This is a genomic window from Segatella sp. (assembly GCF_977051555.1).
The window spans coordinates 1-20,537 of record NZ_CDRSSE010000046.1 but is presented as its reverse complement, the minus strand read 5'-3'; the positions used below and the strand labels follow the sequence as shown (position 1 = coordinate 20,537).

The following is a 20,537-nucleotide window of genomic DNA, read 5'->3' as shown; positions in this document are numbered from 1 at the left end:
CTCGTGCTCGTATATGTGAATATGCAGTGCGGCAGGGCGAGAGCTTTTTATGTGTTAGCGTGTATGCCTAACTATAATTTTAGTAACTTCTAAAAACTACAGACAAATGAAAAAAATAAAAGCTATTTTATGTGTATTCATACTGGCGTTGCTGATGACATCCAGCACAAAGACAACAACGATTTTTGTAATAGGTGATTCTACTGCTGCCGAGAAAGGTGGTTTTAGAAATAATCCAGAGCGAGGATGGGGGATGGTATTGCAAGGCTTTTTTGATGACAAGGTGATTGTTGACAATCATGCTGTTAATGGTCGTTCTTCTTTGAGCTTTATCAATGAAGGAAGATGGAAAAAGGTTTTGGATAGAATAAAGCCAGGTGATTATGTGTTTATCCAGTTTGGGCATAACGATGAGAAGCCAATGCCTGACCGTCATACTGATCCGGGATCTACTTTTGATGCAAACCTTGCCAGATATGTAAATGAGACCCGTGCCAAGGGCGGCATTCCTGTACTGTTCAATGCGGTGGTTCGTCGCTGCTATTATTCTGCAGAATTGAAGAATGATGATGACGAGAAGCTTCGCAATAAAGTATATGATGGAAAGGAACAGATTAATAGCGATACGCTTATCGATACCCACGGAGCTTATGTGATAGCTCCCCGCAATGTAGCAAAGCAGCTGAATGTTCCGTTTGTTGATGCTACCAAGATTACTCACGACATAGAAACGGGCATGGGTATTGAAGGCAGCCGCAAATTACATATGTGGTTTATGCCTGGCGAGAATCCGCAGGTTCCTAAGGGTAAGAAAGATAATACCCATTATAATGTATATGGTGCACGTGTGGTTGCCGGTGCGCTTGCTGATGCTGTAGCTGAGCAGGTGCCAGCGCTGAAGTCTCATGTCTGCCATTATGATTATGTAGTCTCTGCAGAAGGTCGAGGCAATTTCATGGATTTACAGAAGGCTGTAGATGCGGTTCCTGTAGGCAAGAAGGCTGTTATCCGTATTTTGGGTGGTGAATGGAAGAAGCCAATCATCGCAAAAGGCAAGAAGATTAAGTTTGTCAAGTCATTTGGTGCTAAAATCAAATAATAACAGGCTTTTCTCAATAACTTTGTAGATATACATAAAAGGAGTACTTTCACAAGCACTCCTTCTCATATTATACAAAAACATTATGAATTATTTCTATTAGCGAACAAGATTTTAATTTCTATCTTTGTCTCAATTATCTAAAAGTTTCAAACGTTCACCAGAATTGCTTTTGGCAAGGGGCAATTCCTACTTGTAGGATAACCTCAGTTCTGATGTTTATCATTTACGGTTGCAAAGGTACGAAGATTTTTATAATTGTGCAATACCTAAAAATGGGGGTTTTGATGAATACCTAGAAATGAGGACTGAAAATGGGAGAGAGTAGATATGAAAAAAGGAAGTCCTTATTGAAGAACTTCCTTTTTTATGAGGTGTCTAGCGGAGTCGAACCGCTCTACACGGTTTTGCAGACCGTTACCTAACCGCTCGGTTAAGACACCTTTTGTAGAACAATCATTTCTGATTTGCGAGTGCAAAGGTACTACTTTTTATTGGTTCTACCAAATTTTTATGCAACTTTTTTAATTAAAACAATCACTTTTTTTGTATCTTGCTCATAATGAACGGGTTCTGAAATGCTTTATTTTTTGTCTGGTTTCCTCGTAGCATGACAGTAAAAGTAGTTTTAGCAGCTCTTTTATGAGAGCTACTCTTGTCCTTTCCGCTGAGTAGCCTCTTTCTTTTTATTCTTTTGGCATTTCTCAACAAACGGGCAACCTGAACATTGATAGTTTTTACACTCTCGTGTTTGTTTGATGGAGTGGTAAATACAAATGGCGGCATACGTGACACATGCCGCCAATATGATTGCTATGATGATATACTGTATCATAAGCATAGGTAATTTAACATAATACTAACCTACGGCGTTATAACCATTGGTTGAGTTTTTGCGCATGATGTCGCGGATGTTCATCTCCTTGAAACCCTCTGCGCGTTTCTGCTCTTCAAGCTCTTTCTCTTCCTCGATGTCCTTTTCTGAACGGGTGAAAGTGAAAACTTTGTACTTAAATTCTGCAATCGCCCAGCCTACGAGGCCCACAGCGATCAATGCAACAAATCCAATTAATGCGTTCATTTCTCTTTATATTATAATAATGTATAAACTGAATTAATAATCATCGTCGGCTACGTCTTCTGCATCATCAAGACCGAGGTTCTCCGGGTCTTCGAAGGTAGTACGGTAGCTTTCCTCAGTAAGCTTGTCGTCATCGAATGCATCGTCATCCTCATCTGGATCGTTGTAGTGATCCTCGATTTCTGGTGCATCCTCGTCTTCATCCTCGTCTGGGTCGAGCAGGTCGTCGTTGCGTTTCAAATCATTCTCATCATCGAATCTCATGCGAACCTTTTCTACCTTTGGCTTCTCCTTGGCAAAGATAGCTTCTACCCAAGTACCTTTTGGTACCACGAGCACTTCGTAGTCATCAGCGAGCTTTTTCTCGTACAGACCACCCGGCTTTTTCAGACGGTCAGCAGGAAGAGTAGTTGTGCTGATGTCGAAATTACTTTCGATGATGTCCTGGATGCTCTGAGGCAGACTCTCCCAGCCACCACCAAAGTTGCGCTCCAAGAGTTCGATGAGCTTATTGGCAGTGATGTGACTTACATTTTCGTAAGTAAGATCAGTAACACGCATGATAGGACGCTTTTTGATGGCATACTTTTCTTTCTTGTCGTTGATACGGAAAGTGCCAATCTTAAAGCCGCGTGCCATCAGTTTGTCAATCACTTCAGGACGGTCTACCGTCACTGGTTCCATTTCGAATGCGCTGCGGATCACTGCGATATACTTGTTCTGGTAATCCTTGAGGTCAGCATCCTTTTCTGCTGCTTCCCAAAGACGGAACACATCGTTCTCCTGCAATTCCCAAATGCTACTTTTAGTAACATTCTTCAGTGTTAATATTTTATCTTTATTCATCTTCAATTGTGTTTGTGTGTGCAAAAGTAAGTACTTCTTTTTATATATCCAAATTTTCTTGCTGTTTTTTTGTGTTTTTGGTCACTTTTTTATTTGGAATTCGATTTTTTTCATTACCTTTGCACGTACTATGAGTGAACCGTTAGCTGAAAGAATGAGACCTCACACGCTTGCTGACTATGTAGGACAGCAGCATTTGGTAGGTGAGGGGGCCGTGCTGCGCAAGATGATTGACGCAGGGCGCATATCCTCTTTTATCCTCTGGGGCCCCCCTGGAGTGGGCAAGACTACCCTTGCTCAAATCGTGGCACAAACCATCAAGGTGCCGTTCTTCACCCTCTCTGCGGTGACCAGTGGCGTAAAGGATGTCCGCGAGGTGATAGAAAGAGCAAAAAGTGGTAGATTCTTTAATTCGGCTTCTCCTATATTGTTTATTGATGAGATTCACCGTTTCTCCAAGAGTCAGCAGGATTCGCTTTTGGGTGCGGTAGAGAAGGGTATTGTTACGCTGATAGGTGCTACTACCGAGAATCCTTCGTTCGAGGTGATTCGTCCGCTGTTGTCCAGGTGTCAGCTCTATGTGCTCAAACCGCTCGAAAAGGCTGATCTTGAAGGGCTTCTGCATCGTGCCATTACGCAGGATGTAGAACTCAGAGAAAAGAATATTAAGTTGGAAGAGACAGGCGCGCTGCTGCGATATAGTGGTGGAGATGCCCGCAAACTGCTCAATATCTTGGAACTGGTGGTAGAATCTGCCGGATCTTCAGAGATTGTGATTACCGACAAGATGGTAGAAGAGCAGTTGCAACAGAATCCGCTGGCTTACGATAAACAGGGTGAGATGCATTATGATATTATCTCAGCCTTTATCAAGAGTATTCGCGGAAGCGATCCCGATGCTGCGCTCTATTGGATGGCGAGGATGATAGAAGGAGGAGAAGACCCGCAGTTTATAGCCCGTAGGGTTGTGATTAGTGCCTCTGAGGATGTGGGACTTGCCAATCCGAATGCACTCCTGCTTGCCAATGCTGCCTTCGATACGGTGATGAAGATAGGGTGGCCCGAAGCGCGTATAGCCCTTGCTGAGGCTGTGGTGTATCTGGCCACGAGTCCGAAGAGCAACAGTGCTTATCTGGGCATTAATGATGCGCTGGCTACTGTACGTCAAACGGGTAATCTGCCTGTTCCGCTGCACATCCGTAATGCTCCTACCAAACTGATGAAAGATTTGGGCTATCATGACGGATATAAGTATCCTCACGATTATCCTGGACATTTCACGGAGCAGCAGTATCTGCCTGATGAACTGAAAGACGCCCGCTTCTGGCATGCGCAGCATTCGCCTTCCGAGGAGCGCCTCTACAACTGGATGGTTACCTGTTGGGGAGAAAGATTCAAAAATTAGTGATTAGAAAGAATAATTAGAAATTGATATTTAGAACAACTAACTGATACGAGAAAATGATGATACATGACGATCCGGAATTCGTGCTCACGCTTCATAGTGTGATAGAATTCATCGGTACATTTGCTTTTGCCCTTTCGGGCATTCGTCTGGCTGCAAGTAAGCACTATGATTGGCTGGGCGGTTTTGTTTGTGGTGTGGCTGTAGCCATAGGTGGTGGAACCATACGAGATGTGATGCTTGGTGTGCGTCCGTTTTGGATGTTGAGCCCTATCTATCTGATTTGTACGCTGTTTGCACAGTTGGTAGTGATTGCTTGCCACCGCTATCTCAAGCGTCTTGACAATACCTGGTTTCTGTTTGATACCTTGGGCTTGGCGCTTTTCAATATTGCGGGCATCCAGAAGTCGCTCGAATGTGGTTTCTCTTTTTGGGTAGCCATCATCATGGGCTGTATCACGGGTGCTGCAGGCGGTGTTATCCGCGATGTGCTTCTTAATGAAGAGCCGGTCATCTTCCGAAAGGAGATTTATGCGATGGCTTGTGTCGCCGGTGGCTTGACTTATTGGGGGTTGAGCTATTTGGGTGTGAGCCTCTATGTTACGGTGGTCGCTGCTTTCAGTGTGGTTTGCGCCATCCGATTGCTCGCCGTAAGATACCATATCTCGCTCCCAAAGCTGCGGGATGAAGAATACAGCGGGATGCAGAATGAACAGCAGGATGGAGAATGAACAGCGGGAATGAAAAATAAAATGAAAATTGATAATTAAACAGATAATAGATGAAAAGACTTAAAGCGATTTTGATGCTCGTTGTTGCTCTGATGCTGATGTCGTCGGCAACAATGATGGCTCAGAACAAACGAGAGTTTCGTGGAGCCTGGATACAGTGCGTTAACGGACAGTATCTGGGCAAGAGTACACAGCAGATCCAGGCGATGCTTACCAGACAGCTTGATGAACTGCAGAAGGATGGCGTGAATGCGATTATCTTTCAGGTTCGAGCCGAGTGTGATGCTCTGTATAAGAGCGATTTAGAGCCTTGGAGCAAGTTTCTTACGGGGGTGCAGGGTAAGGCTCCTTCTCCTTATTGGGATCCGTTGCAGTGGATGATAGAGCAGTGTCATAATCGTGGCATGGAGCTTCATGCCTGGATTAATCCTTATCGTGCCAAGCATAGCGTAACTTCCTATGAGCAGGTTTCGCCGAAGAATATCGTGAAGAGGCGTCCTGATCTCTGTTTTCAGTATGGCAAGCTGACGCTGTTGAACCCTGGGTTGCAGGCTGCAGCCGACTATATTTGCGAGGTAGCTGTGGACATTGTAAGCCGATATGATGTTGATGGATTCCATATCGATGATTATTTCTATCCATATCCAGAGGCTGGACGCCAGATTCCTGATCAGCAGCTCTTCCGCCAGCAGTCGCGCGGCATGCGAAACATAGGTGATTGGCGCCGTGATAACGTGAGTCGGTTTGTAAAGCAGCTCAGTGAATCCATTCATGCCGTTAAGCCTTGGGTTAAGTTTGGTGTTTCTCCATTCGGCATCTACCGCAACAAGCGTACCGATCCTAATGGCTCTGAAACCTTCGGTCTTCAGAATTATGATGATCTTTATGCTGATGTGCTGCTTTGGGTGAATAATGGTTGGATAGATTATTGTGTGCCTCAGATTTATTGGGAGATAGGCAATCGTGCTGCCGATTACAAGACGCTCATTACCTGGTGGAATAAGCATGCTGGCAACCGCCCATTATATATAGGTGAAGATATAGAGCGTACAGCCAAGTTTGCTGACCCAGTCAATCCGCGCAGTCATCAGTTGCCTGCCAAGCACCGTTTGCATCAGCAGATGAATAATGTGAAGGGCACTGTGCTCTGGTATGCGCAGACTGCTGCCGATAATGTAGGTAATATCGGACATACACTCCGCAATAATTATTGGAAGTATCCTGCATTGCCACCCTCTATGCCTTTCCTTGATAATAAGGCACCAAAGGGTGTAAAGGGCGTTAAACTGATGTGGACCGAGAAGGGTCCGCTGCTGGTATGGAAAGCTCCTAAGGCTAGCAAGAAAAAGTGGGGCGATCAGGTGAATCGTTTCGCCATCTACCGTTTTGAGAAAGGTGCTAAGGTAAATCTCGATGATGTTTCAGCACTCCAGGCAGTAACTTATGATAATTTCTATCGCATCCCTTATGTGAGTGGCAAGAAATATGTATATGTAGTAACTGCCCTCGACCGCGTAGGAAACGAAAGTAAAGGTAAGAAAAAGAAAATTTCTTTCTAAAAGGGTTAAGATGATATAAACAGAAAAACCGTTGTACTCAACAGGAGAGAGTGCAACGGTTTTTTATTTTGTTGGGATAGGGGAGCGGGTAGTCCTTTCATCCTGTATTTTTTATTCTTTCAGCAGGTCGTTCAGGAAGTTATCCAGATCATTGTCCAGATTCTCCATCAGGTCGCCACCAACAATGATCGTATCATCGTCAGCAAGATAGAGCTCGCTAATATGCTCTTTATCGTCATCTTCGAGCACAAAGCTGTATGGCTTGAGGATGCCGAGGTGATCTATGATGTCAGCCTGTTTGCGCAACACATCGCGAAGCAGCTTGGCTACCTCGTCGTAGAAGTCTTCATCCTTGTTTTCAATCCATTGCTCAACAACGCAGCGGGTAATCTCGTTGTCATCGTCGTCAAAGGCCAGGAGTTCGCCACTGTCTTGCGAAACCCTTACGTGGATGTCGGTCATTTGAGAAGTCTCGTCGTCAGATTCTGGCGCTGGGAACTTTTGAGCCACTTTTCTGATAAAGCGCTCTACTTGCATGATTGTTTGCTCTAATGTTTCCATATCAATTCTTTAATAATCAATGCAAAGATACATAAAAAATTGATATCACCAAAAGAAGTTGCTAAAAAAAAGCATTTTTGCTTTTAATTTGTTCTCAAACTGCCTGATTCAAGGGTATAGATAACGTTTACGCTTCTTTTTTTATATTTTCTTTTCGATTTTGTTTGCCATTTCTAAATAATGTAGTATCTTTGCACTTGAATTGCAAAAATGCAATCTCAACATTACAAATGAATAACAAAATAAAACATTCTGGCATTGTAGAGAGCGTAGAAGAAGGTTGTGTGTGCGTTCGCATCGTACAGTCGTCAGCCTGCAGCGCTTGCAAGGTGGCTGCTCATTGTACTGCATCTGAATCGAAAGAAAAGATGATTGAGGTTTCTACCTCAGAGGCGTCTCTCTACCACAAAGGCGACAGCGTAGTGGTGACTGCTGATTCGGCTGTAGGCTTCAGAGCCAGTTTCTATGGCTATCTCTTGCCGCTGATACTGATGGTGATAGCTCTGGTCGGTGTACTGAAAGCTACTCACTCTGAAGGAGCCGCAGCGCTCTCGGCATTGGGCATTCTCATTCCATACTACGTGGTGCTCTACTTATTCAGAAACAAACTTAAAAACAAACTGAGCTTCTCTATTGAATCATAGGGGTGCATGATATGTGCTCCTGTGGCTTCAGCGATGAGCCCTTGTTTTAAAACAAAGAAAAAATAATAAAACAAAACACAAAAAATTATGAATTTTATTTTGATTGCTGTCTTGGTTCTCGGAGCAATCGCGCTGATTGCAGCGCTGGTTCTCTTCGGAGTATCTAAGAAGTTTGCCGTCGAAGAAGACCCTCGTCTGGGCCAGGTAGGAGAGATTCTGCCAGGTGCCAACTGTGGTGGTTGCGGTTTTGCCGGATGTTCCGGTATGGCTGCAGCTCTGGTGAAGGGTGCTGATGCCGGCTCTATCGATGGACTGATGTGTCCGGTAGGTGGTGCCGACGTAATGGGCAAGGTAGCCGACCTTTTAGGTATGGCAGTAGCCAATACCGAGCCAAAGGTGGCTGTGGTTCGTTGTAATGGTACTTGCGAGAATCGTCCTCGCATTGCCGAGTATGATGGTTTGCACACTTGTGCAGCAATGAATTCATGTGGCGCTGGCGAAACAGGCTGCGGATTCGGCTGTCTGGGTTGTGGTGATTGCGTGGCTGCCTGCCAGTTTGGCGCCATCTCTATCAATCCTGAAACGGGCATTCCTGAGGTTGATGAAGAGAAGTGTACGGGTTGTGGCGCTTGTGCCAATGCTTGTCCACGTCATATCATCGAGCTCCGCAAGAAGGGTCCTAAGGGTCGTAGAGTTTACGTTCAGTGCGTAAACCACGACAAGGGTGCTGTTGCCAAGAAGGCTTGTAGCGTTGCTTGCATCGGATGCGGTAAGTGTCAGAAAGTCTGCAAGTTTGATGCTATCACCATTGAGAACAATGTGGCTTATGTTGACTTCAATAAGTGCCGCATGTGTACCAAGTGTGTTGACGAATGCCCAACAGGTGCTCTCGTAAAAGTAAATTTCCCAGTTAAGAAGGCAAAACCAGCTGCAGAGGCTGCACCTAAGGCAGAGGCTCCAGTAGCTGCTCCTAAGGCTGAAACTTCAGAAGAAAAGAAGGAGGATTAAATCATGAATTTGAGAACTTTTAGAATTGGTGGAGTTCACCCAGAAGAGAATAAGATTACTGCCGAGATGGCTACTCAGGTAGCTCCTCTCCCTAAGCAGGCTATTTTCCCACTTGGTCAGCACATCGGTGCTCCTGCCAAGCCTGTAGTTGCCAAGGGCGACAAGGTGAAGGTGGGTACACTCATTGCTGAGGCTGGTGGTTTTGTGAGTGCTCCTATTTACAGCTCCGTATCAGGAACCGTATTCAAGGTAGATACATCTATTGATGCTACCGGTTATCGTAAGCCTTGTATTATTATTAATGTAGAAGGCGATGAGTGGGAGGAGAGCATCGACCGCTCTGATAAACTCGAGACGCTTGAGGCTCATACAGAGCTTACTCCAGAGGAAATCGTAAACCGCATCAAGGTGGCTGGTGTCACTGGTATGGGTGGTGCTGGTTTCCCAACTTTCATCAAACTTTGTCCTCCTCCTGGAGCCAAGGCTGAGTGCGTCATCATCAACGGTGTAGAGTGTGAGCCTTATATCACAGCCGATTATCGTCTGATGATGGAGCATGCCGATGAGATTCTCGTTGGCTTGAACCTCCTGATGAAGGCTGCCAAGGTAGAGAAGGGTTACATCGGTATTGAGGACAACAAGCCTGCTGCCATCAAGCTCTTCGAGGAGAAGACAGCCAATGATTCTCGTATCGAGATTGTGCCTCTTGCCAAGAAGTATCCTCAGGGTGGTGAGAAGCAGTTGGTTGATGCGGTTATCCGCCGTCAGGTTCCTGCTCCTCCAGCTATCCCTGTCAACGTTGGAGCAATTGTTCAGAATGTAGGTACTGCCTTCGCTGTTTATCAGGCAGTTATGAAGAACAAACCTCTCTTCGAGCGCTATACTACCGTTACCGGTAAGCAGGTGAAGAATCCGGGCAACTTCCTCGTGCGTATGGGTACTCCATTCTCTCAGATGATTGAGAATTGCGGCGGTCTTCCAGAGGGCGACAACAAGGTTTTGGCTGGTGGTCCGATGATGGGTAAGGCTGTCATCAGTCTTGATGTACCTGTAACCAAGGGTACCAACTCCATCACCGTTTTGACCGATGCCGATGCTCATCGCAAGAAGGCTCAGCCATGTATCCGTTGTGCCAAGTGTGTGGATGCCTGCCCAATGGGCTTGGAGCCATACTTGCTCGCTACCTTGAGCGTAGTGAAGGATTATGAGCGCCTTGAGGCAGAGGAGGTAACATCCTGCATCGCCTGCGGTTCATGCCAGTTCACCTGTCCTTCACATCGTCCTATCCTCGATAATATTATCAATGGTAAGGGTGCGGTAATGGGTATCATCAAAGCTCGCAACGCTAAGAAGTAATCCTTCAAGAAGAAATCCTTTAAGAAGAGATACTTCAATCAAGAGAAATTTCATTGACGAAAGAATTTAAAAGATAAAATGGGAAAATTAATCGTTTCATTATCGCCACACGCCCATGGAAATGAGAGCGTAGAGAAGAACATGTACGGAGTGATTATCGCTCTCGTGCCTGCCATCCTCGCTTCTTTCTATTTCTTCGGCTTGGGTTCAGCAGTCGTACTGCTCACCTCTGTGGCAGCCTGCGTCTTCTTTGAGTGGGCAATTACAAAATATCTCCTGAAGGAGGAGACCGGCTTGCTCGATGGTTCTGCCATCATCACCGGTCTCTTGCTCGGCATGAACTTGCCAAGTAACCTTCCTCTCTGGATCATCATCATCGGTGCCCTGTTTGCTATCGGTGTAGGTAAGATGAGCTTCGGTGGTCTGGGTAACAATCCTTTCAATCCTGCGTTGGTAGGCCGTTGCTTCCTGCTCGTCAGCTTCCCTGCCCAGATGACTTCATGGCCTGTAGCCGGACAGATGCTCAGCTATACCGATGCAACAACCGGTGCTACTCCGCTGGCTATCATGAAGACCGCCATCAAGACTGGCGATGCTTCTCTCCTGAATCAGTTGCCTGATGCGATGAGCATGCTCTTCGGTGCAACTGGCGATACCTTCGGTGCCGGTACTACCGGTGAGGTTTGTGCCGTAGCGCTCTTGCTCGGTTTGGCTTACATGCTCTGGAAGAAGGTTATCACCTGGCATATTCCAGTCAGCATCATCGCTACCGTATTCGTTTTCAGCGGTTTGATGCATTTGGCTAATCCTGTTTATGCCAATCCTTTTGCAGTCATCTTCAGCGGCGGTCTGATGCTCGGTGCCATCTTCATGGCTACTGATTACGTTACCTCTCCGATGACTCACAAGGGTATGCTTATCTATGGTGTATGCATCGGTCTGCTGACCATCATCATCCGCAACTGGGGTAGCTATCCTGAAGGTATGTCGTTCGCCATTCTCATCATGAATGCGTTCACACCTCTTATTAACACATACGTTAAACCAAAGCGCTTCGGTGAGAAGCCTGCAAAGAAATAAGGAGGACAGAGACATGCAGAAATTAGAATCATCATTAAAGAACATGGTGCTTGTGCTGGTGGGCGTTGCGCTCATCGTAGGTGCCGTTCTTGCATACATCAATCATCTTACATCCGGTCCTATCGCCGAGAAAGCAGCACAGAGTCTGGCTGCCGGCATCAAGAGCGTGATGGGTACAGAAGAACTCCAGGTGGCTGAACCTGAAGAGGTAAAGCAGGAGTTTGGCGGTAAGGAATTCGCTTTCATTATCCACAAGTGCTCAGACAAGAGCGGCAAGCAGTTGGGTGCTGCCGTAGAGAGTACTACCGGCGGTTTCGGTGGTGACCTGAAGGTGCTCGTAGGCTTCGATACCGAGGGCAAGGTTATGGGTTATACTATCCTTCAGGCTTCAGAAACTCCAGGTTTGGGCGCCAAGGCTACTACCTGGTTCCAGAAAGACGGAAAGGGTAGCATCATCGGCAAGACTCCAAAGGATGGCGACCTCCACGTAAGCAAGGATGATAAGAGTGGCAATGCAGTAGATGCCATCACCGCTTCTACCATTACCAGCCGCGCCTTCCTCAAGGCTATCAACCAGGCTTATGCCGTTTATGCCAAGAAGAATGTCGACGGCGAGAGTGGTGCAACTCAGAAAGCAGACGGCGAGAGTGGTGCATCTAAAGTTGAACATAACGAAAAGAAAGGATAAACCGATATGAGTAATGTTAAGATTTTGATGAACGGACTCATCAAGGAGAATCCAACATTCGTGTTGCTTCTCGGTATGTGTCCTACTTTGGCTACAACAACCAGCGCCATCAACGGTCTCTCTATGGGATTGGCTACCATGGCAGTATTGGTTTGTACCAACTTTGTTATTTCGTGTATCAAGAAGATTACCCCAGATATGGTTCGCATCCCTGTTTTCATCGTAGTGATTGCAGCCTTCGTAACCATCCTTCAGATGCTGATGAGCGCCTATGCTCCTGACAGCATCAACCAGGCACTGGGTATCTACATCCCATTGATCGTAGTAAACTGTATCATTCTGGGTAGAGCAGAGAGCTTTGCTGCCAAGAATTCACCTGTAGCCAGTCTCTTCGATGGAATCGGCTGCGGTTTGGGTTTCACTCTCGGTTTGACCATTCTGGGTAGTGCCCGCGAGATTCTCGGTGCAGGTAGCGTATTCGGTATCACTCTGTTGCCGGAGACTACCAACATTCTGATGTTCATCCTTCCTCCGGGAGCCTTCCTCACCTTGGGATACATCATAGCTATATTTAATAAGGTAAAGAAGTAAGCGTAGGCATCGCTTCGAATCAATGAAATAGAATAAAGATTATGGAATATTTATTGATATTTATCTCTGCGATATTCGTTAACAATATCGTTTTGTCGCAGTTTCTCGGTATCTGTCCTTTCCTGGGCGTATCGAAGAAAGTTGATACAGCCATCGGTATGGGTGGTGCCATCGCCTTCGTCTTGACCTTGGCAACCATCATTACCTGGTGTGTTCAGAAGTATGTACTCGATCCGTTCGGATTGCAATATCTCCAGACCCTGGCTTTCATCCTCGTGATTGCAGCCTTGGTTCAGATGGTAGAGATTATCCTGAAGAAGGTTTCTCCTGCGCTTTATCAGGCACTCGGTATTTTCCTTCCGCTGATTACTACCAACTGTGCTGTGCTGGGTGTAGCCATCCTGGTTATCCAGAAGGATTATAATCTGCTTGAGAGTGTGGTTTACGCCTTCTCTACCGCTCTCGGTTTTGCCCTGGCGCTTATCGTTTTCGCCGGCATTCGCGAGCAGCAGGCTTTGGTCCGCATTCCTAAGGGCATGCAGGGCGTAGCTATCGTCATGGTAACAGCCGCTCTCCTCAGCCTTGCCTTCATGGGCTTCTCGGGCGTAGATGGCGGTTTGAAATCGCTCTTCGGATTGGAGTAAATCTTTTACTGAAAGTTGATAAAATAATAATGGGAATTTGCGAACGGTATGAACCGATGCAAATTCCCATTTTTTGTACTTGATTTTTCTTACTCTCTGACCTGTGTGGTCTTGATTTTTAACTCTTTTACTTAATCTTGATATCTAACTCTCTGTTTATAAACTTGAAATTATAACTCTTTCTGTTTCTTTTATTTCTTATCTTCTGTTTCTTATCTTCTGTGTCCGAAGCTTCCACCGCCGTTGTTCTTGTTAGGGGTAGAAGAGCGAGGGGTGAAACCGCCGCCAGTTGAACGGTTGCCAGAACCGCTGCTGAATGAACGGCTCATGCTGCCGCTGCGATTGCCACCGAAAATATTGCTTCTGCCGCTTCCGAAGCTGCTGTTGTTCTGACGGCTGCTGTTGCCGAAACCACGGTTGTTGCTGGTGCTGCTATTGCTGCTGCCGAAACCACGGTTAGGGCGGCTGTTTCCATTTCCGAACCCGCCATTGTTCTGTGGGCGGTCGTTATTGTTTCCGAAGCCTCCGTTATTGTTTCCGAAGCCTCCGTTTTGTGGTCGGCTGCTGTTTCCGAAGCCAGCGTTGTTGTTAGGACGGCTTGCATTACCGAAGCCGCGGTTTGGATTCATCTGAGGTCTGTTCTCCCGGTTCAGATTTCCGAAAGATCTTCCTCTGCCGTAATCACCGCGGTTGAATCCGTCTCTCATACCTATTCTCGGATTTCCTCCAGGGCGAGGGCCGCCGAAGCTTCTTCCGTGATACCAGCTTCTGTTTCCGTTTACTCGCCAGCTATGACCTCCACGGTAAGATACATAGAAGTGAGGGCGACCGAAGTAGAAGTAGTCGCGGCGAGGATAGCGGGCGTAGATGCCGAAGTGCCAGTAGCCCGCATTCCAGTAGAGCGGACGGTAGAAGTAGGTGGCATTGATATATGTTCTATACTGCCAGTCGAGCAGGATATAGCTCAAATCCATATTGCGCTGGCGCCAGTAAGCACCATATAGGTCATCGTATGTATCTACACTCATCAGGTAGTCGAGGTTCACCTCGTAAGCTGCCTCATACTGATCTTCCGTAAGATTGAGCTCGTAAGCCATCTTATCAGTCAGGAAGAGAGCCTGCTGTCTAGCCTGCTCATAACTCATTGCAGAAGCGGTAGTGAATGTCATCATGAACATGGCTACCAGAGCTATTATCATTCGTTTCATAATCGTATATTTTTTAATTGTTATACTTCATGTTTCTTTTTTCTGGTGCAAAGATACGATGTTTTTTGCTTCCACGGTTGGGATTTCCCCTAAAGGGGTGGGGGAAAATCCCTACTTCTTTATTTCTCTGCCTGTGAGCTTTATATATAATAAGGTGTAGAATCGGGGTGGAGCGTAAAGGTTTGCGTGAAGATTTTCGCTATTTTTTGAACAATCAAACGAAATATTTACTACCTTTGCACTCAGAAAAACAATCTGATGAATAGATTGGAATTTAAAACGAAAAGTAAAATAATAAAAAACAAAATAAACAAATCATGAAAGAGCTAAAAGCATTAAACAAGCGCACCGCTCCTAAGAGCGTCGCTCCAGAGAAAATCATTCAGTTTGGTGAAGGTAACTTCCTCCGTGCATTCGTAGATTGGATTGTATGGAATATGAATAAGAAGACCGACTTCAACGGTTCTGTCGTTGTAGTTCAGCCATTGGCTGGTGGTATGGTAGACTGGTTGAACGGTCAGGACTGCCTCTATCACGTAAACCTCCAGGGTAAGGAGAACGGCCAGGCTATCAACACATTGGAGCGTATCGACGTTATCAGCCGTGCGTTGAACCCATATTCTCAGAACCAGGCATTCATGGCTTTGGCTGAGCAGCCAGAGATGCGTTTCATCATCTCTAATACAACAGAGGCTGGTATCGCATTCGATGACTCTTGCAAGTTTACAGATGCTCCTGCAGCTTCTTATCCAGGCAAGTTGGTTCAGCTCTTGTTCCACCGCTATAAGTTCTTCGAGGGCGACCCAACCAAGGGTATGATCCTGATGCCATGTGAGCTGATCTTCCTCAACGGTCACCACCTCAAGGAGTGCATCTATCAGTATATCGAGCTCTGGAAGGGCGATATGGGTGCTGATTATGAGGGCTTCAAGGAGTGGTTCACTAACCACTGCTACGTTTGCGCTACATTGGTAGACCGCATCGTTCCTGGTTTCCCACGCGATACCATCAAGGAGATTCAGCAGAAGGTTTGCTACAAGGACAACCTCGTAGTTAAGGCAGAAAGCTTCCACCTCTGGGTTATCGAGAAGGCAGAAAATATGACAGTAGAGCAGATGCAGGAGGAGTTCCCAGCTCACAAGGCAGGTCTCCACGTGCTTATCACAGATAACGAGAAGCCATACCACGAGCGTAAGGTTACCCTTCTGAATGGCCCTCACACCGTATTGAGCCCTGTTACATACCTCAGCGGTGTAAACATTGTTCGCGATGCTTGCGAGCACCCAGTATTGGGCAAGTACATCCACAAGGTACAGTTCGATGAGTTGATGCAGACTCTGAATCTCCCTATGGATGAGCTCCAGAAGTTCGCTTCTGACGTATTGGAGCGTTTCGAGAATCCATTCGTAGATCATCAGGTAACCAGCATCATGCTCAACTCATTCCCTAAGTTTGAGACTCGCGACCTGCCAGGTGTAAAGATTTATCTTGAGCGTAAGGGCGAGTTGCCACAGGGTTTGGTATTCGGTCTCGCTGCTATCATCACTTACTATAAGGGTGGTGTTCGCGAGGATGGTGCTCCTATCCAGCCAAACGATGACCAGAAGATTATGGACAAGCTCACCGAGCTTTGGGCTACCGGCGATACCCAGAAGGTAGCTGAGGGCGTATTGGGCTTCGACTATATCTGGCACGAGGATTTGAACAAGACAGTTCCTGGCTTGACTGAGTTGGTTAAGAAAGATCTTGACCTTATTCAGGAGAAGGGCATGTTGGAGGCTGTTAAGACTATCCTCTAATAAAAAGATGTTCGTTCATAAATCAAAATAACGATTAAAGTTGAAAATAGTTATAAGGTTTTGTGTTAGTTGTTAGCATACGTTTTCATGCTAAATGATAAAGGCGGGGAGCTTGTGAAAGCGCCTCGCCTTTTATGTGTTTGTAAGTTTCTTTCAAGTGACTGTTGTAAAGAAAACAGTTATTCAATGATGTGGTTGATAACCATTCCTGCGATAGCCATGCCGAAGGTGGCTGTGATGTGGCAGAGCGAACCGTTGATCTGTGCTTTTGTTGAGCACCATTCGTGTTCTACCAGCCGCTGGTCGCCCGGAGCATCATATACGGCAGTATCGGTACCGCGCTCTCCGCTTAGCAGTTTGGCTTTCGGGCATAGGCATCCGCCCGTGCCGCAGGCTTTGTTCACCCCCTGGTTCTGCATCGGTTTTTCTTCACTGTATACGCACTGGAATTTTCGTCGTGGGAAGGTTTTGTTCTTCTTGAATTTCTTTCGCAGTGCTCTTGCCAGCGGGTCTCCATCCACCTTCCAGAATTCAGATTTTCTTACCATGAAGGGGTCGGTGCGCAGGGCAGCTCCCATAGAAGATATAAAGGTGATTTCCTTGGGCAGGGCAGAGGCACGCAGAATCAGGTCAGCCTTATCCTTCAGCGAGTCGATGGCATCGATGATGAAGTCGTATTGCTCCATGTGGAATTCGTCGGCAGTTTCCGCCTGATATATTTTCTGATAGGCTGTGATGTTGGCATCGGGGTTGATTTCGAGCAGTCGGTTGCGCAGTGCCTCTACCTTTACCTCGCCAATGGTTCGGCTTGTAGCCATCAGCTGGCGGTTGCAGTTGGTTACGCATACCCGGTCGCTGTCTACGATTGTGATGTTTCTCACGCCGCTTCTCAGGAGCCCTTCTGCACACCATGATCCTACTCCTCCGATACCGAAGATGAGCACCCGTGCAGCCTGAATTTTCTCAAGATTATCCTTTCCCAGGAGCAGTTCAGTGCGTCTCTGCATTCCCCGCTCCATTGTCGTTATTTTATTCTCCATTTTATCGTTTGTAAAGAATTCTAATGTATATTCTGATGCAAAGTTAGTGAATAAAATCCGATGTCAGCTGATATGAATAAATGTTTATAATTCTTTAACTCATTTAACTTCTGGACTTGCGAGACTTGAATCAACTAAAAAAATAAATACAATGCAATCCTTTTCCATATTTTTTTTGAATTTCTCTTCTTTACACAATAATTAAAGCCCGATAGGAGAGCGTTGCTGCTTCCTGTCGGGCTTGAATCAACTAAAAAAATAAATACAATACAATCCTTTCCGAAAATCGGCTAGATGTGGAAATCGACCAATTTCAGCCATCGCTTGACATCAAACGACGGACAGTCTTTGTGAACGTTCGGCAAATCGCGGTGGCCCAGTATCTCTGCATCAGGATAGGAGAGGCAGAGGCTCTCCAGAAGCGAATACAGAGCCTGATTCTGGGCTGGAGTACGCGTATCGGCAGGCTTGCCGTTCTTGTCGAGACCTCCCTCATAACAGATGCCGATGCTGTGGGCATTGTAATGACGGGCATGGGCTCCGACTTCCGATTCCGGACGACCCGGATATACCACACCATCCTTCGTGATGTAATAATGATAACCGATACTCTTGAAACCGCGGGCAAGATGGCAGGCCTCCAACTGCTCGAATGTGAAATCCTGAGTCACTCTCGTGGCTGAACAATGAATCACGATGAGTGAAATGCTACGATGTTTCTGTGTCATGGCAACCTCCCTTCTTTTAGCAGTTCTGTACACAGAATGAGCTGGCTACAGCTGTTAATACCGTGATGAGGAAGTTGATGATGGCTTTCCAATTTACTTTTTTCATTTTGCTTTGTTTTTTAATGATTAATACTAAGTGGATAATGATTGTCACATGCTTGTTTTAGTGGTTGAAATTTAGTTTCAGTAAGCGTCTTTGGAATGAAGAAGGGCGGGGGAGGAACTGCCAGCCCGGATACCCGTAAAAGGCAGGTTCTTGAGTCGTTATGATTTGCTGTTTATCCGTAATCGTCAGGATGAAAACCAGCCGCTTTGTGCCTTCGGAATATCCCTGTCGCCGGTCAGTTCACTCCTTCCTTCTTCTGTCGTTTCGCATATTTGAGAGACGGATGACTACTCGAGGCCGTCTCCGTTGTCACCTGTTCCGTCGGTGCTACCGCCTTGTGATGTTCCGCCGCCTTGTGTGGTATCGCCAGTGGTGGTATCGCCTGCAGCGCTCTCGCTAGAGTTGAGGAGATCCATGGCGTTCTTGGCGTTGGCATCGAGAGAGAGCTGTGTGTTGCTGAGTTTGCCGGTAGCACGTGCTCTGAGGCGGTAGCCTTCTACAAACTTGGCAAGGCTCCACTCCTTGATGCTGGCAGCTCCCATCTTGTTGATGATGCCGATGGAGAAGATGGCGAGGTTATCTATCTTCACTGCCTTATTCTGGAGTACGAGCTCCTTCACACAGCTCACCATGTCGGTGAGCAGACCCTTGATAGCACCCTTCGAGAATGGGGTGTTGTGGCTCGCCATGTGTTCGGCGAGTTCATCGATACCGATGGTTTCTGTCACTACTGGTCGCGCATAATATTTGCCATACGCTTCCTTGATTGTCTTGTTCTTGTTTTTCACTAACTTAATGAGAATCATACTTTTAATAATTTAGTTTTAGTAAAAAGCAGTCTGTGTCTCCGCCGAGACCGTTGCTGCATCAACCTCTCTGATTGACGATACAAAGATACAACATTCCCGAACCCCCAACTATGCGATTTGTGCGATTTGCAGGGATTCGGGAAAAAAAGGTTGAAAAAAGTGGTATTTTTTATGTTAAAATCGAAAAAAGTCTTAGTTGTATCAGGTATTTAGCGTATTTTTGCGGAAAAATAAATAAACAGAATTTTCGCAAGTTGGCTCCATACGCCCTGAAGGGGCAAAACTTGCGAAACTTCAGTCGCTTAGAATGTATACATCCTCTTAACTGCCAGAATAAGTAGAGAAGTGATTTATGAATGTCTATCAGGCTGTTTTTTCCACTTTTTATTTGGTCGTTTCAAGAAAAAAGCGTAATTTTGCGGCGAAACTAGATGTTGAACTATAAAATAATAAAAAATATGGCAAGACCTATAAAAGAAACGCCAATACTCTATGGTGAAGACGCCAGAGTATTTGAGGCAAGGATGAAAAATCCTCCAAAGGAGAGCCACGAGAAGATGGCAGAAATCAATCGTGACTATAATTATATCATGAGTTTATTCGTAAATTGATTATGAACGATAATGAAGAAATTTGCGAACCGTTAAAGATTCGACGATTAGATATTGATGATAGAATATCTAATTTTAACTGTGGGGATGAAGACTTAAATGACTTCATCCTAAACGAGTCACAGCTATATCGTGGAGAGATGCTAGCTGTTACTTACGTTATAGAAGACAATAATGGTGTAATCTTAGCATACTTCAGTTTAGCAAATGATAAAATCTCCATAACTGAGTTTGAAAACAACACAGAGTTTAATAGGTTTAAAAGACGCTTTAAAAACTCAAAACGACTCAAAAGCTATCCTGCTGTAAAAATATGTAGATTAGCTGTTGACAAGAATGCACGAAAGTTGCATCTTGGCACAAAACTCTTGAATTTTATCAAAGGATATTTTGCTAAAGACAATAAAACGGGTTGTAGATTTATAACTGTTGATGCATATATAGAGGCTATACCATTCTATCTAAAGAATAGCTTCTTAGAACTTACCAAAAATGATGAAGATGCGACACATACACGATTATTATATTATGATCTTAAAATGATGTCATTGTAGATAATATATAGCTTGTATTTACAGAATTCCCCCATCCCGCTTTCTCAAGCCGGATGGGGGAATTGCTTTATCTGATAATGGAAAATTTAAAAAACTTATATCTGTCTGTTTCAGCCAATCCCTGGCTTAACTTACGCTCTGTACACAGAATGAGCTGGCTACAGCTGTTAATACCGTGATGAGGAAGTTGATGATGGTTTTCCAATTTACTCTTTTCATTTTGCTTTATTTTTTAATGATTAATACTAAGTGGATAATGATTGTCACATGCTTGTTTTAGTGGTTGAAATTTAGTTTCAGTAAGCGTCTTTGGAATGAAGAAGGGCGGGGGAGGAACTGCCAGCCCGGATACCCGTAAAAGGCAGGTTCTTGAGTCGTTATGATTTGCT

23 protein-coding genes and 1 tRNA gene are annotated in these 20,537 nt (G+C 45.5%); 14 read left to right on the top strand and 10 right to left on the bottom strand.

What is annotated here, in order from left to right; genetic code table 11:
* Nucleotides 1-106 precede the first annotated feature (106 nt).
* Nucleotides 107-1,099, top strand: a complete 993-nt coding sequence (locus ACWJAO_RS10750) for a rhamnogalacturonan acetylesterase (RefSeq protein WP_215652165.1) — start codon at nt 107-109, stop codon at nt 1,097-1,099.
* Nucleotides 1,100-1,471: 372 nt separating this feature from the next.
* Here ACWJAO_RS10750 and ACWJAO_RS10745 read toward each other — a convergent pair.
* The 3 genes from ACWJAO_RS10745 to ACWJAO_RS10735 form a co-directional block, all read right to left on the bottom strand.
* Nucleotides 1,472-1,542 (bottom strand) — tRNA-Cys (locus ACWJAO_RS10745).
* Between the two features lie 416 nt (nt 1,543-1,958).
* Nucleotides 1,959-2,180, bottom strand: a complete 222-nt coding sequence (locus ACWJAO_RS10740; RefSeq protein ID WP_144151507.1) for a hypothetical protein — start codon at nt 2,178-2,180, stop codon at nt 1,959-1,961.
* A gap of 33 nt (nt 2,181-2,213) precedes the next feature.
* Entirely contained in the window at nt 2,214-3,026 is an 813-nt protein-coding gene (locus ACWJAO_RS10735) for a hypothetical protein (protein ID WP_144151505.1), read from the bottom strand.
* Nucleotides 3,027-3,156: 130 nt separating this feature from the next.
* Between ACWJAO_RS10735 and ACWJAO_RS10730 the strand changes: the two genes are divergently transcribed.
* Genes ACWJAO_RS10730 through ACWJAO_RS10720 form a run of 3 tightly spaced genes read left to right on the top strand, consistent with a single transcriptional unit; the run spans nt 3,157 to nt 6,721 of the window.
* Nucleotides 3,157-4,431 carry a replication-associated recombination protein A gene (locus tag ACWJAO_RS10730; protein WP_006848668.1) on the top strand — a complete coding sequence of 425 codons (1,275 nt, stop codon included), beginning with the start codon at nt 3,157-3,159 and terminating at the stop codon, nt 4,429-4,431.
* Between the two features lie 59 nt (nt 4,432-4,490).
* Nucleotides 4,491-5,162, top strand: coding sequence for a trimeric intracellular cation channel family protein (locus ACWJAO_RS10725; RefSeq protein WP_449140244.1), 672 nt, complete (start codon nt 4,491-4,493; stop codon nt 5,160-5,162).
* A 50-nt stretch (nt 5,163-5,212) separates the two neighbouring features.
* The gene (locus ACWJAO_RS10720; protein WP_449140237.1) at nt 5,213-6,721 is read left to right on the top strand and encodes a glycoside hydrolase family 10 protein; all 1,509 of its coding nucleotides are present in this window, start codon (nt 5,213-5,215) and stop codon (nt 6,719-6,721) included.
* Nucleotides 6,722-6,832: 111 nt separating this feature from the next.
* Here ACWJAO_RS10720 and ACWJAO_RS10715 read toward each other — a convergent pair whose 3' ends face one another.
* On the bottom strand, nt 6,833-7,282 hold the full coding sequence (locus ACWJAO_RS10715; RefSeq protein WP_153081614.1) for a hypothetical protein: 450 nt from the start codon (nt 7,280-7,282) through the stop codon (nt 6,833-6,835).
* Between the two features lie 230 nt (nt 7,283-7,512).
* On the opposite strand from ACWJAO_RS10715, the gene ACWJAO_RS10710 reads away from it, so the two are divergent.
* From ACWJAO_RS10710 to rsxA, 7 genes are all read left to right on the top strand, one after another.
* Complete coding sequence (locus ACWJAO_RS10710) at nt 7,513-7,926, top strand: SoxR reducing system RseC family protein (RefSeq protein ID WP_449140236.1); 414 nt, start codon at nt 7,513-7,515, stop codon at nt 7,924-7,926.
* A gap of 87 nt (nt 7,927-8,013) precedes the next feature.
* Nucleotides 8,014-8,934, top strand: coding sequence for a Fe-S cluster domain-containing protein (locus ACWJAO_RS10705; protein WP_449140235.1), 921 nt, complete (start codon nt 8,014-8,016; stop codon nt 8,932-8,934).
* Between the two features lie 3 nt (nt 8,935-8,937).
* Nucleotides 8,938-10,290 (top strand): electron transport complex subunit RsxC, encoded by a 1,353-nt coding sequence (rsxC, locus tag ACWJAO_RS10700; protein ID WP_449140234.1) that lies wholly within the window; start codon nt 8,938-8,940, stop codon nt 10,288-10,290.
* Between the two features lie 78 nt (nt 10,291-10,368).
* Entirely contained in the window at nt 10,369-11,370 is a 1,002-nt protein-coding gene (locus tag ACWJAO_RS10695) for an RnfABCDGE type electron transport complex subunit D (protein WP_449140233.1), read from the top strand.
* 13 nt (nt 11,371-11,383) lie between these two features.
* A complete protein-coding gene (locus tag ACWJAO_RS10690; RefSeq protein WP_449140232.1) occupies nt 11,384-12,058 on the top strand; it encodes an RnfABCDGE type electron transport complex subunit G in 675 nt (224 codons plus the stop codon).
* 6 nt (nt 12,059-12,064) lie between these two features.
* On the top strand, nt 12,065-12,649 hold the full coding sequence (locus ACWJAO_RS10685) for an electron transport complex subunit E (RefSeq protein ID WP_317597024.1): 585 nt from the start codon (nt 12,065-12,067) through the stop codon (nt 12,647-12,649).
* A gap of 41 nt (nt 12,650-12,690) precedes the next feature.
* Entirely contained in the window at nt 12,691-13,293 is a 603-nt protein-coding gene (gene rsxA, locus ACWJAO_RS10680; protein WP_006848658.1) for an electron transport complex subunit RsxA, read from the top strand.
* Nucleotides 13,294-13,505: 212 nt separating this feature from the next.
* Here rsxA and ACWJAO_RS10675 read toward each other — a convergent pair whose 3' ends face one another.
* The gene (locus ACWJAO_RS10675) at nt 13,506-14,501 is read right to left on the bottom strand and encodes a hypothetical protein (RefSeq protein WP_449140231.1); all 996 of its coding nucleotides are present in this window, start codon (nt 14,499-14,501) and stop codon (nt 13,506-13,508) included.
* 317 nt (nt 14,502-14,818) lie between these two features.
* On the opposite strand from ACWJAO_RS10675, the gene ACWJAO_RS10670 reads away from it, so the two are divergent.
* Nucleotides 14,819-16,300: a tagaturonate reductase gene (locus ACWJAO_RS10670; protein WP_287860736.1), complete on the top strand. Its 1,482-nt coding sequence runs from the start codon at nt 14,819-14,821 to the stop codon at nt 16,298-16,300.
* Nucleotides 16,301-16,479: 179 nt separating this feature from the next.
* On the opposite strand, the gene ACWJAO_RS10665 is transcribed toward ACWJAO_RS10670, so the two are convergent.
* From ACWJAO_RS10665 to ACWJAO_RS10650, 4 genes are all read right to left on the bottom strand, one after another.
* Nucleotides 16,480-17,340 (bottom strand): tRNA threonylcarbamoyladenosine dehydratase, encoded by an 861-nt coding sequence (locus ACWJAO_RS10665; protein ID WP_449140230.1) that lies wholly within the window; start codon nt 17,338-17,340, stop codon nt 16,480-16,482.
* A gap of 290 nt (nt 17,341-17,630) precedes the next feature.
* Nucleotides 17,631-18,068 carry an N-acetylmuramoyl-L-alanine amidase gene (locus ACWJAO_RS10660; protein WP_006846748.1) on the bottom strand — a complete coding sequence of 146 codons (438 nt, stop codon included), beginning with the start codon at nt 18,066-18,068 and terminating at the stop codon, nt 17,631-17,633.
* 16 nt (nt 18,069-18,084) lie between these two features.
* Nucleotides 18,085-18,174: a smalltalk protein gene (locus tag ACWJAO_RS10655; protein WP_287799070.1), complete on the bottom strand. Its 90-nt coding sequence runs from the start codon at nt 18,172-18,174 to the stop codon at nt 18,085-18,087.
* A 287-nt stretch (nt 18,175-18,461) separates the two neighbouring features.
* Nucleotides 18,462-18,980, bottom strand: a complete 519-nt coding sequence (locus ACWJAO_RS10650; RefSeq protein ID WP_443967619.1) for an HU family DNA-binding protein — start codon at nt 18,978-18,980, stop codon at nt 18,462-18,464.
* 461 nt (nt 18,981-19,441) lie between these two features.
* On the opposite strand from ACWJAO_RS10650, the gene ACWJAO_RS10645 reads away from it, so the two are divergent.
* Together ACWJAO_RS10645 and ACWJAO_RS10640 are read left to right on the top strand one after the other, a co-directional pair.
* Nucleotides 19,442-19,594 carry a hypothetical protein gene (locus ACWJAO_RS10645; protein WP_449140229.1) on the top strand — a complete coding sequence of 51 codons (153 nt, stop codon included), beginning with the start codon at nt 19,442-19,444 and terminating at the stop codon, nt 19,592-19,594.
* A gap of 2 nt (nt 19,595-19,596) precedes the next feature.
* Nucleotides 19,597-20,148: a GNAT family N-acetyltransferase gene (locus ACWJAO_RS10640; protein WP_449140228.1), complete on the top strand. Its 552-nt coding sequence runs from the start codon at nt 19,597-19,599 to the stop codon at nt 20,146-20,148.
* A 126-nt stretch (nt 20,149-20,274) separates the two neighbouring features.
* Here the strand turns inward: ACWJAO_RS10640 and ACWJAO_RS10635 are convergent, their stop codons facing one another.
* Complete coding sequence (locus tag ACWJAO_RS10635; RefSeq protein ID WP_449140227.1) at nt 20,275-20,367, bottom strand: smalltalk protein; 93 nt, start codon at nt 20,365-20,367, stop codon at nt 20,275-20,277.
* Between the last annotated feature and the right edge of the window lie 170 nt (nt 20,368-20,537).

Bases quoted from the DNA above. Each gene is read 5' to 3' on its own strand.
- ACWJAO_RS10750 (WP_215652165.1), top strand. From the start codon at position 107: ATGAAAAAAATAAAAGCTATTTTATGTGTATTCATACTGGCGTTGCTG.
- ACWJAO_RS10740 (WP_144151507.1), bottom strand. From the start codon at position 2,180: ATGAACGCATTAATTGGATTTGTTGCATTGATCGCTGTGGGCCTCGTA.
- ACWJAO_RS10735 (WP_144151505.1), bottom strand. From the start codon at position 3,026: ATGAATAAAGATAAAATATTAACACTGAAGAATGTTACTAAAAGTAGC.
- ACWJAO_RS10730 (WP_006848668.1), top strand. From the start codon at position 3,157: ATGAGTGAACCGTTAGCTGAAAGAATGAGACCTCACACGCTTGCTGAC.
- ACWJAO_RS10725 (WP_449140244.1), top strand. From the start codon at position 4,491: ATGATACATGACGATCCGGAATTCGTGCTCACGCTTCATAGTGTGATA.
- ACWJAO_RS10720 (WP_449140237.1), top strand. From the start codon at position 5,213: ATGAAAAGACTTAAAGCGATTTTGATGCTCGTTGTTGCTCTGATGCTG.
- ACWJAO_RS10715 (WP_153081614.1), bottom strand. From the start codon at position 7,282: ATGGAAACATTAGAGCAAACAATCATGCAAGTAGAGCGCTTTATCAGA.
- ACWJAO_RS10710 (WP_449140236.1), top strand. From the start codon at position 7,513: ATGAATAACAAAATAAAACATTCTGGCATTGTAGAGAGCGTAGAAGAA.
- ACWJAO_RS10705 (WP_449140235.1), top strand. From the start codon at position 8,014: ATGAATTTTATTTTGATTGCTGTCTTGGTTCTCGGAGCAATCGCGCTG.
- rsxC (WP_449140234.1), top strand. From the start codon at position 8,938: ATGAATTTGAGAACTTTTAGAATTGGTGGAGTTCACCCAGAAGAGAAT.
- ACWJAO_RS10695 (WP_449140233.1), top strand. From the start codon at position 10,369: ATGGGAAAATTAATCGTTTCATTATCGCCACACGCCCATGGAAATGAG.
- ACWJAO_RS10690 (WP_449140232.1), top strand. From the start codon at position 11,384: ATGCAGAAATTAGAATCATCATTAAAGAACATGGTGCTTGTGCTGGTG.
- ACWJAO_RS10685 (WP_317597024.1), top strand. From the start codon at position 12,065: ATGAGTAATGTTAAGATTTTGATGAACGGACTCATCAAGGAGAATCCA.
- rsxA (WP_006848658.1), top strand. From the start codon at position 12,691: ATGGAATATTTATTGATATTTATCTCTGCGATATTCGTTAACAATATC.
- ACWJAO_RS10675 (WP_449140231.1), bottom strand. From the start codon at position 14,501: ATGAAACGAATGATAATAGCTCTGGTAGCCATGTTCATGATGACATTC.
- ACWJAO_RS10670 (WP_287860736.1), top strand. From the start codon at position 14,819: ATGAAAGAGCTAAAAGCATTAAACAAGCGCACCGCTCCTAAGAGCGTC.
- ACWJAO_RS10665 (WP_449140230.1), bottom strand. From the start codon at position 17,340: ATGGAGAATAAAATAACGACAATGGAGCGGGGAATGCAGAGACGCACT.
- ACWJAO_RS10660 (WP_006846748.1), bottom strand. From the start codon at position 18,068: ATGACACAGAAACATCGTAGCATTTCACTCATCGTGATTCATTGTTCA.
- ACWJAO_RS10655 (WP_287799070.1), bottom strand. From the start codon at position 18,174: ATGAAAAAAGTAAATTGGAAAGCCATCATCAACTTCCTCATCACGGTA.
- ACWJAO_RS10650 (WP_443967619.1), bottom strand. From the start codon at position 18,980: ATGATTCTCATTAAGTTAGTGAAAAACAAGAACAAGACAATCAAGGAA.
- ACWJAO_RS10645 (WP_449140229.1), top strand. From the start codon at position 19,442: ATGGCAAGACCTATAAAAGAAACGCCAATACTCTATGGTGAAGACGCC.
- ACWJAO_RS10640 (WP_449140228.1), top strand. From the start codon at position 19,597: ATGAACGATAATGAAGAAATTTGCGAACCGTTAAAGATTCGACGATTA.
- ACWJAO_RS10635 (WP_449140227.1), bottom strand. From the start codon at position 20,367: ATGAAAAGAGTAAATTGGAAAACCATCATCAACTTCCTCATCACGGTA.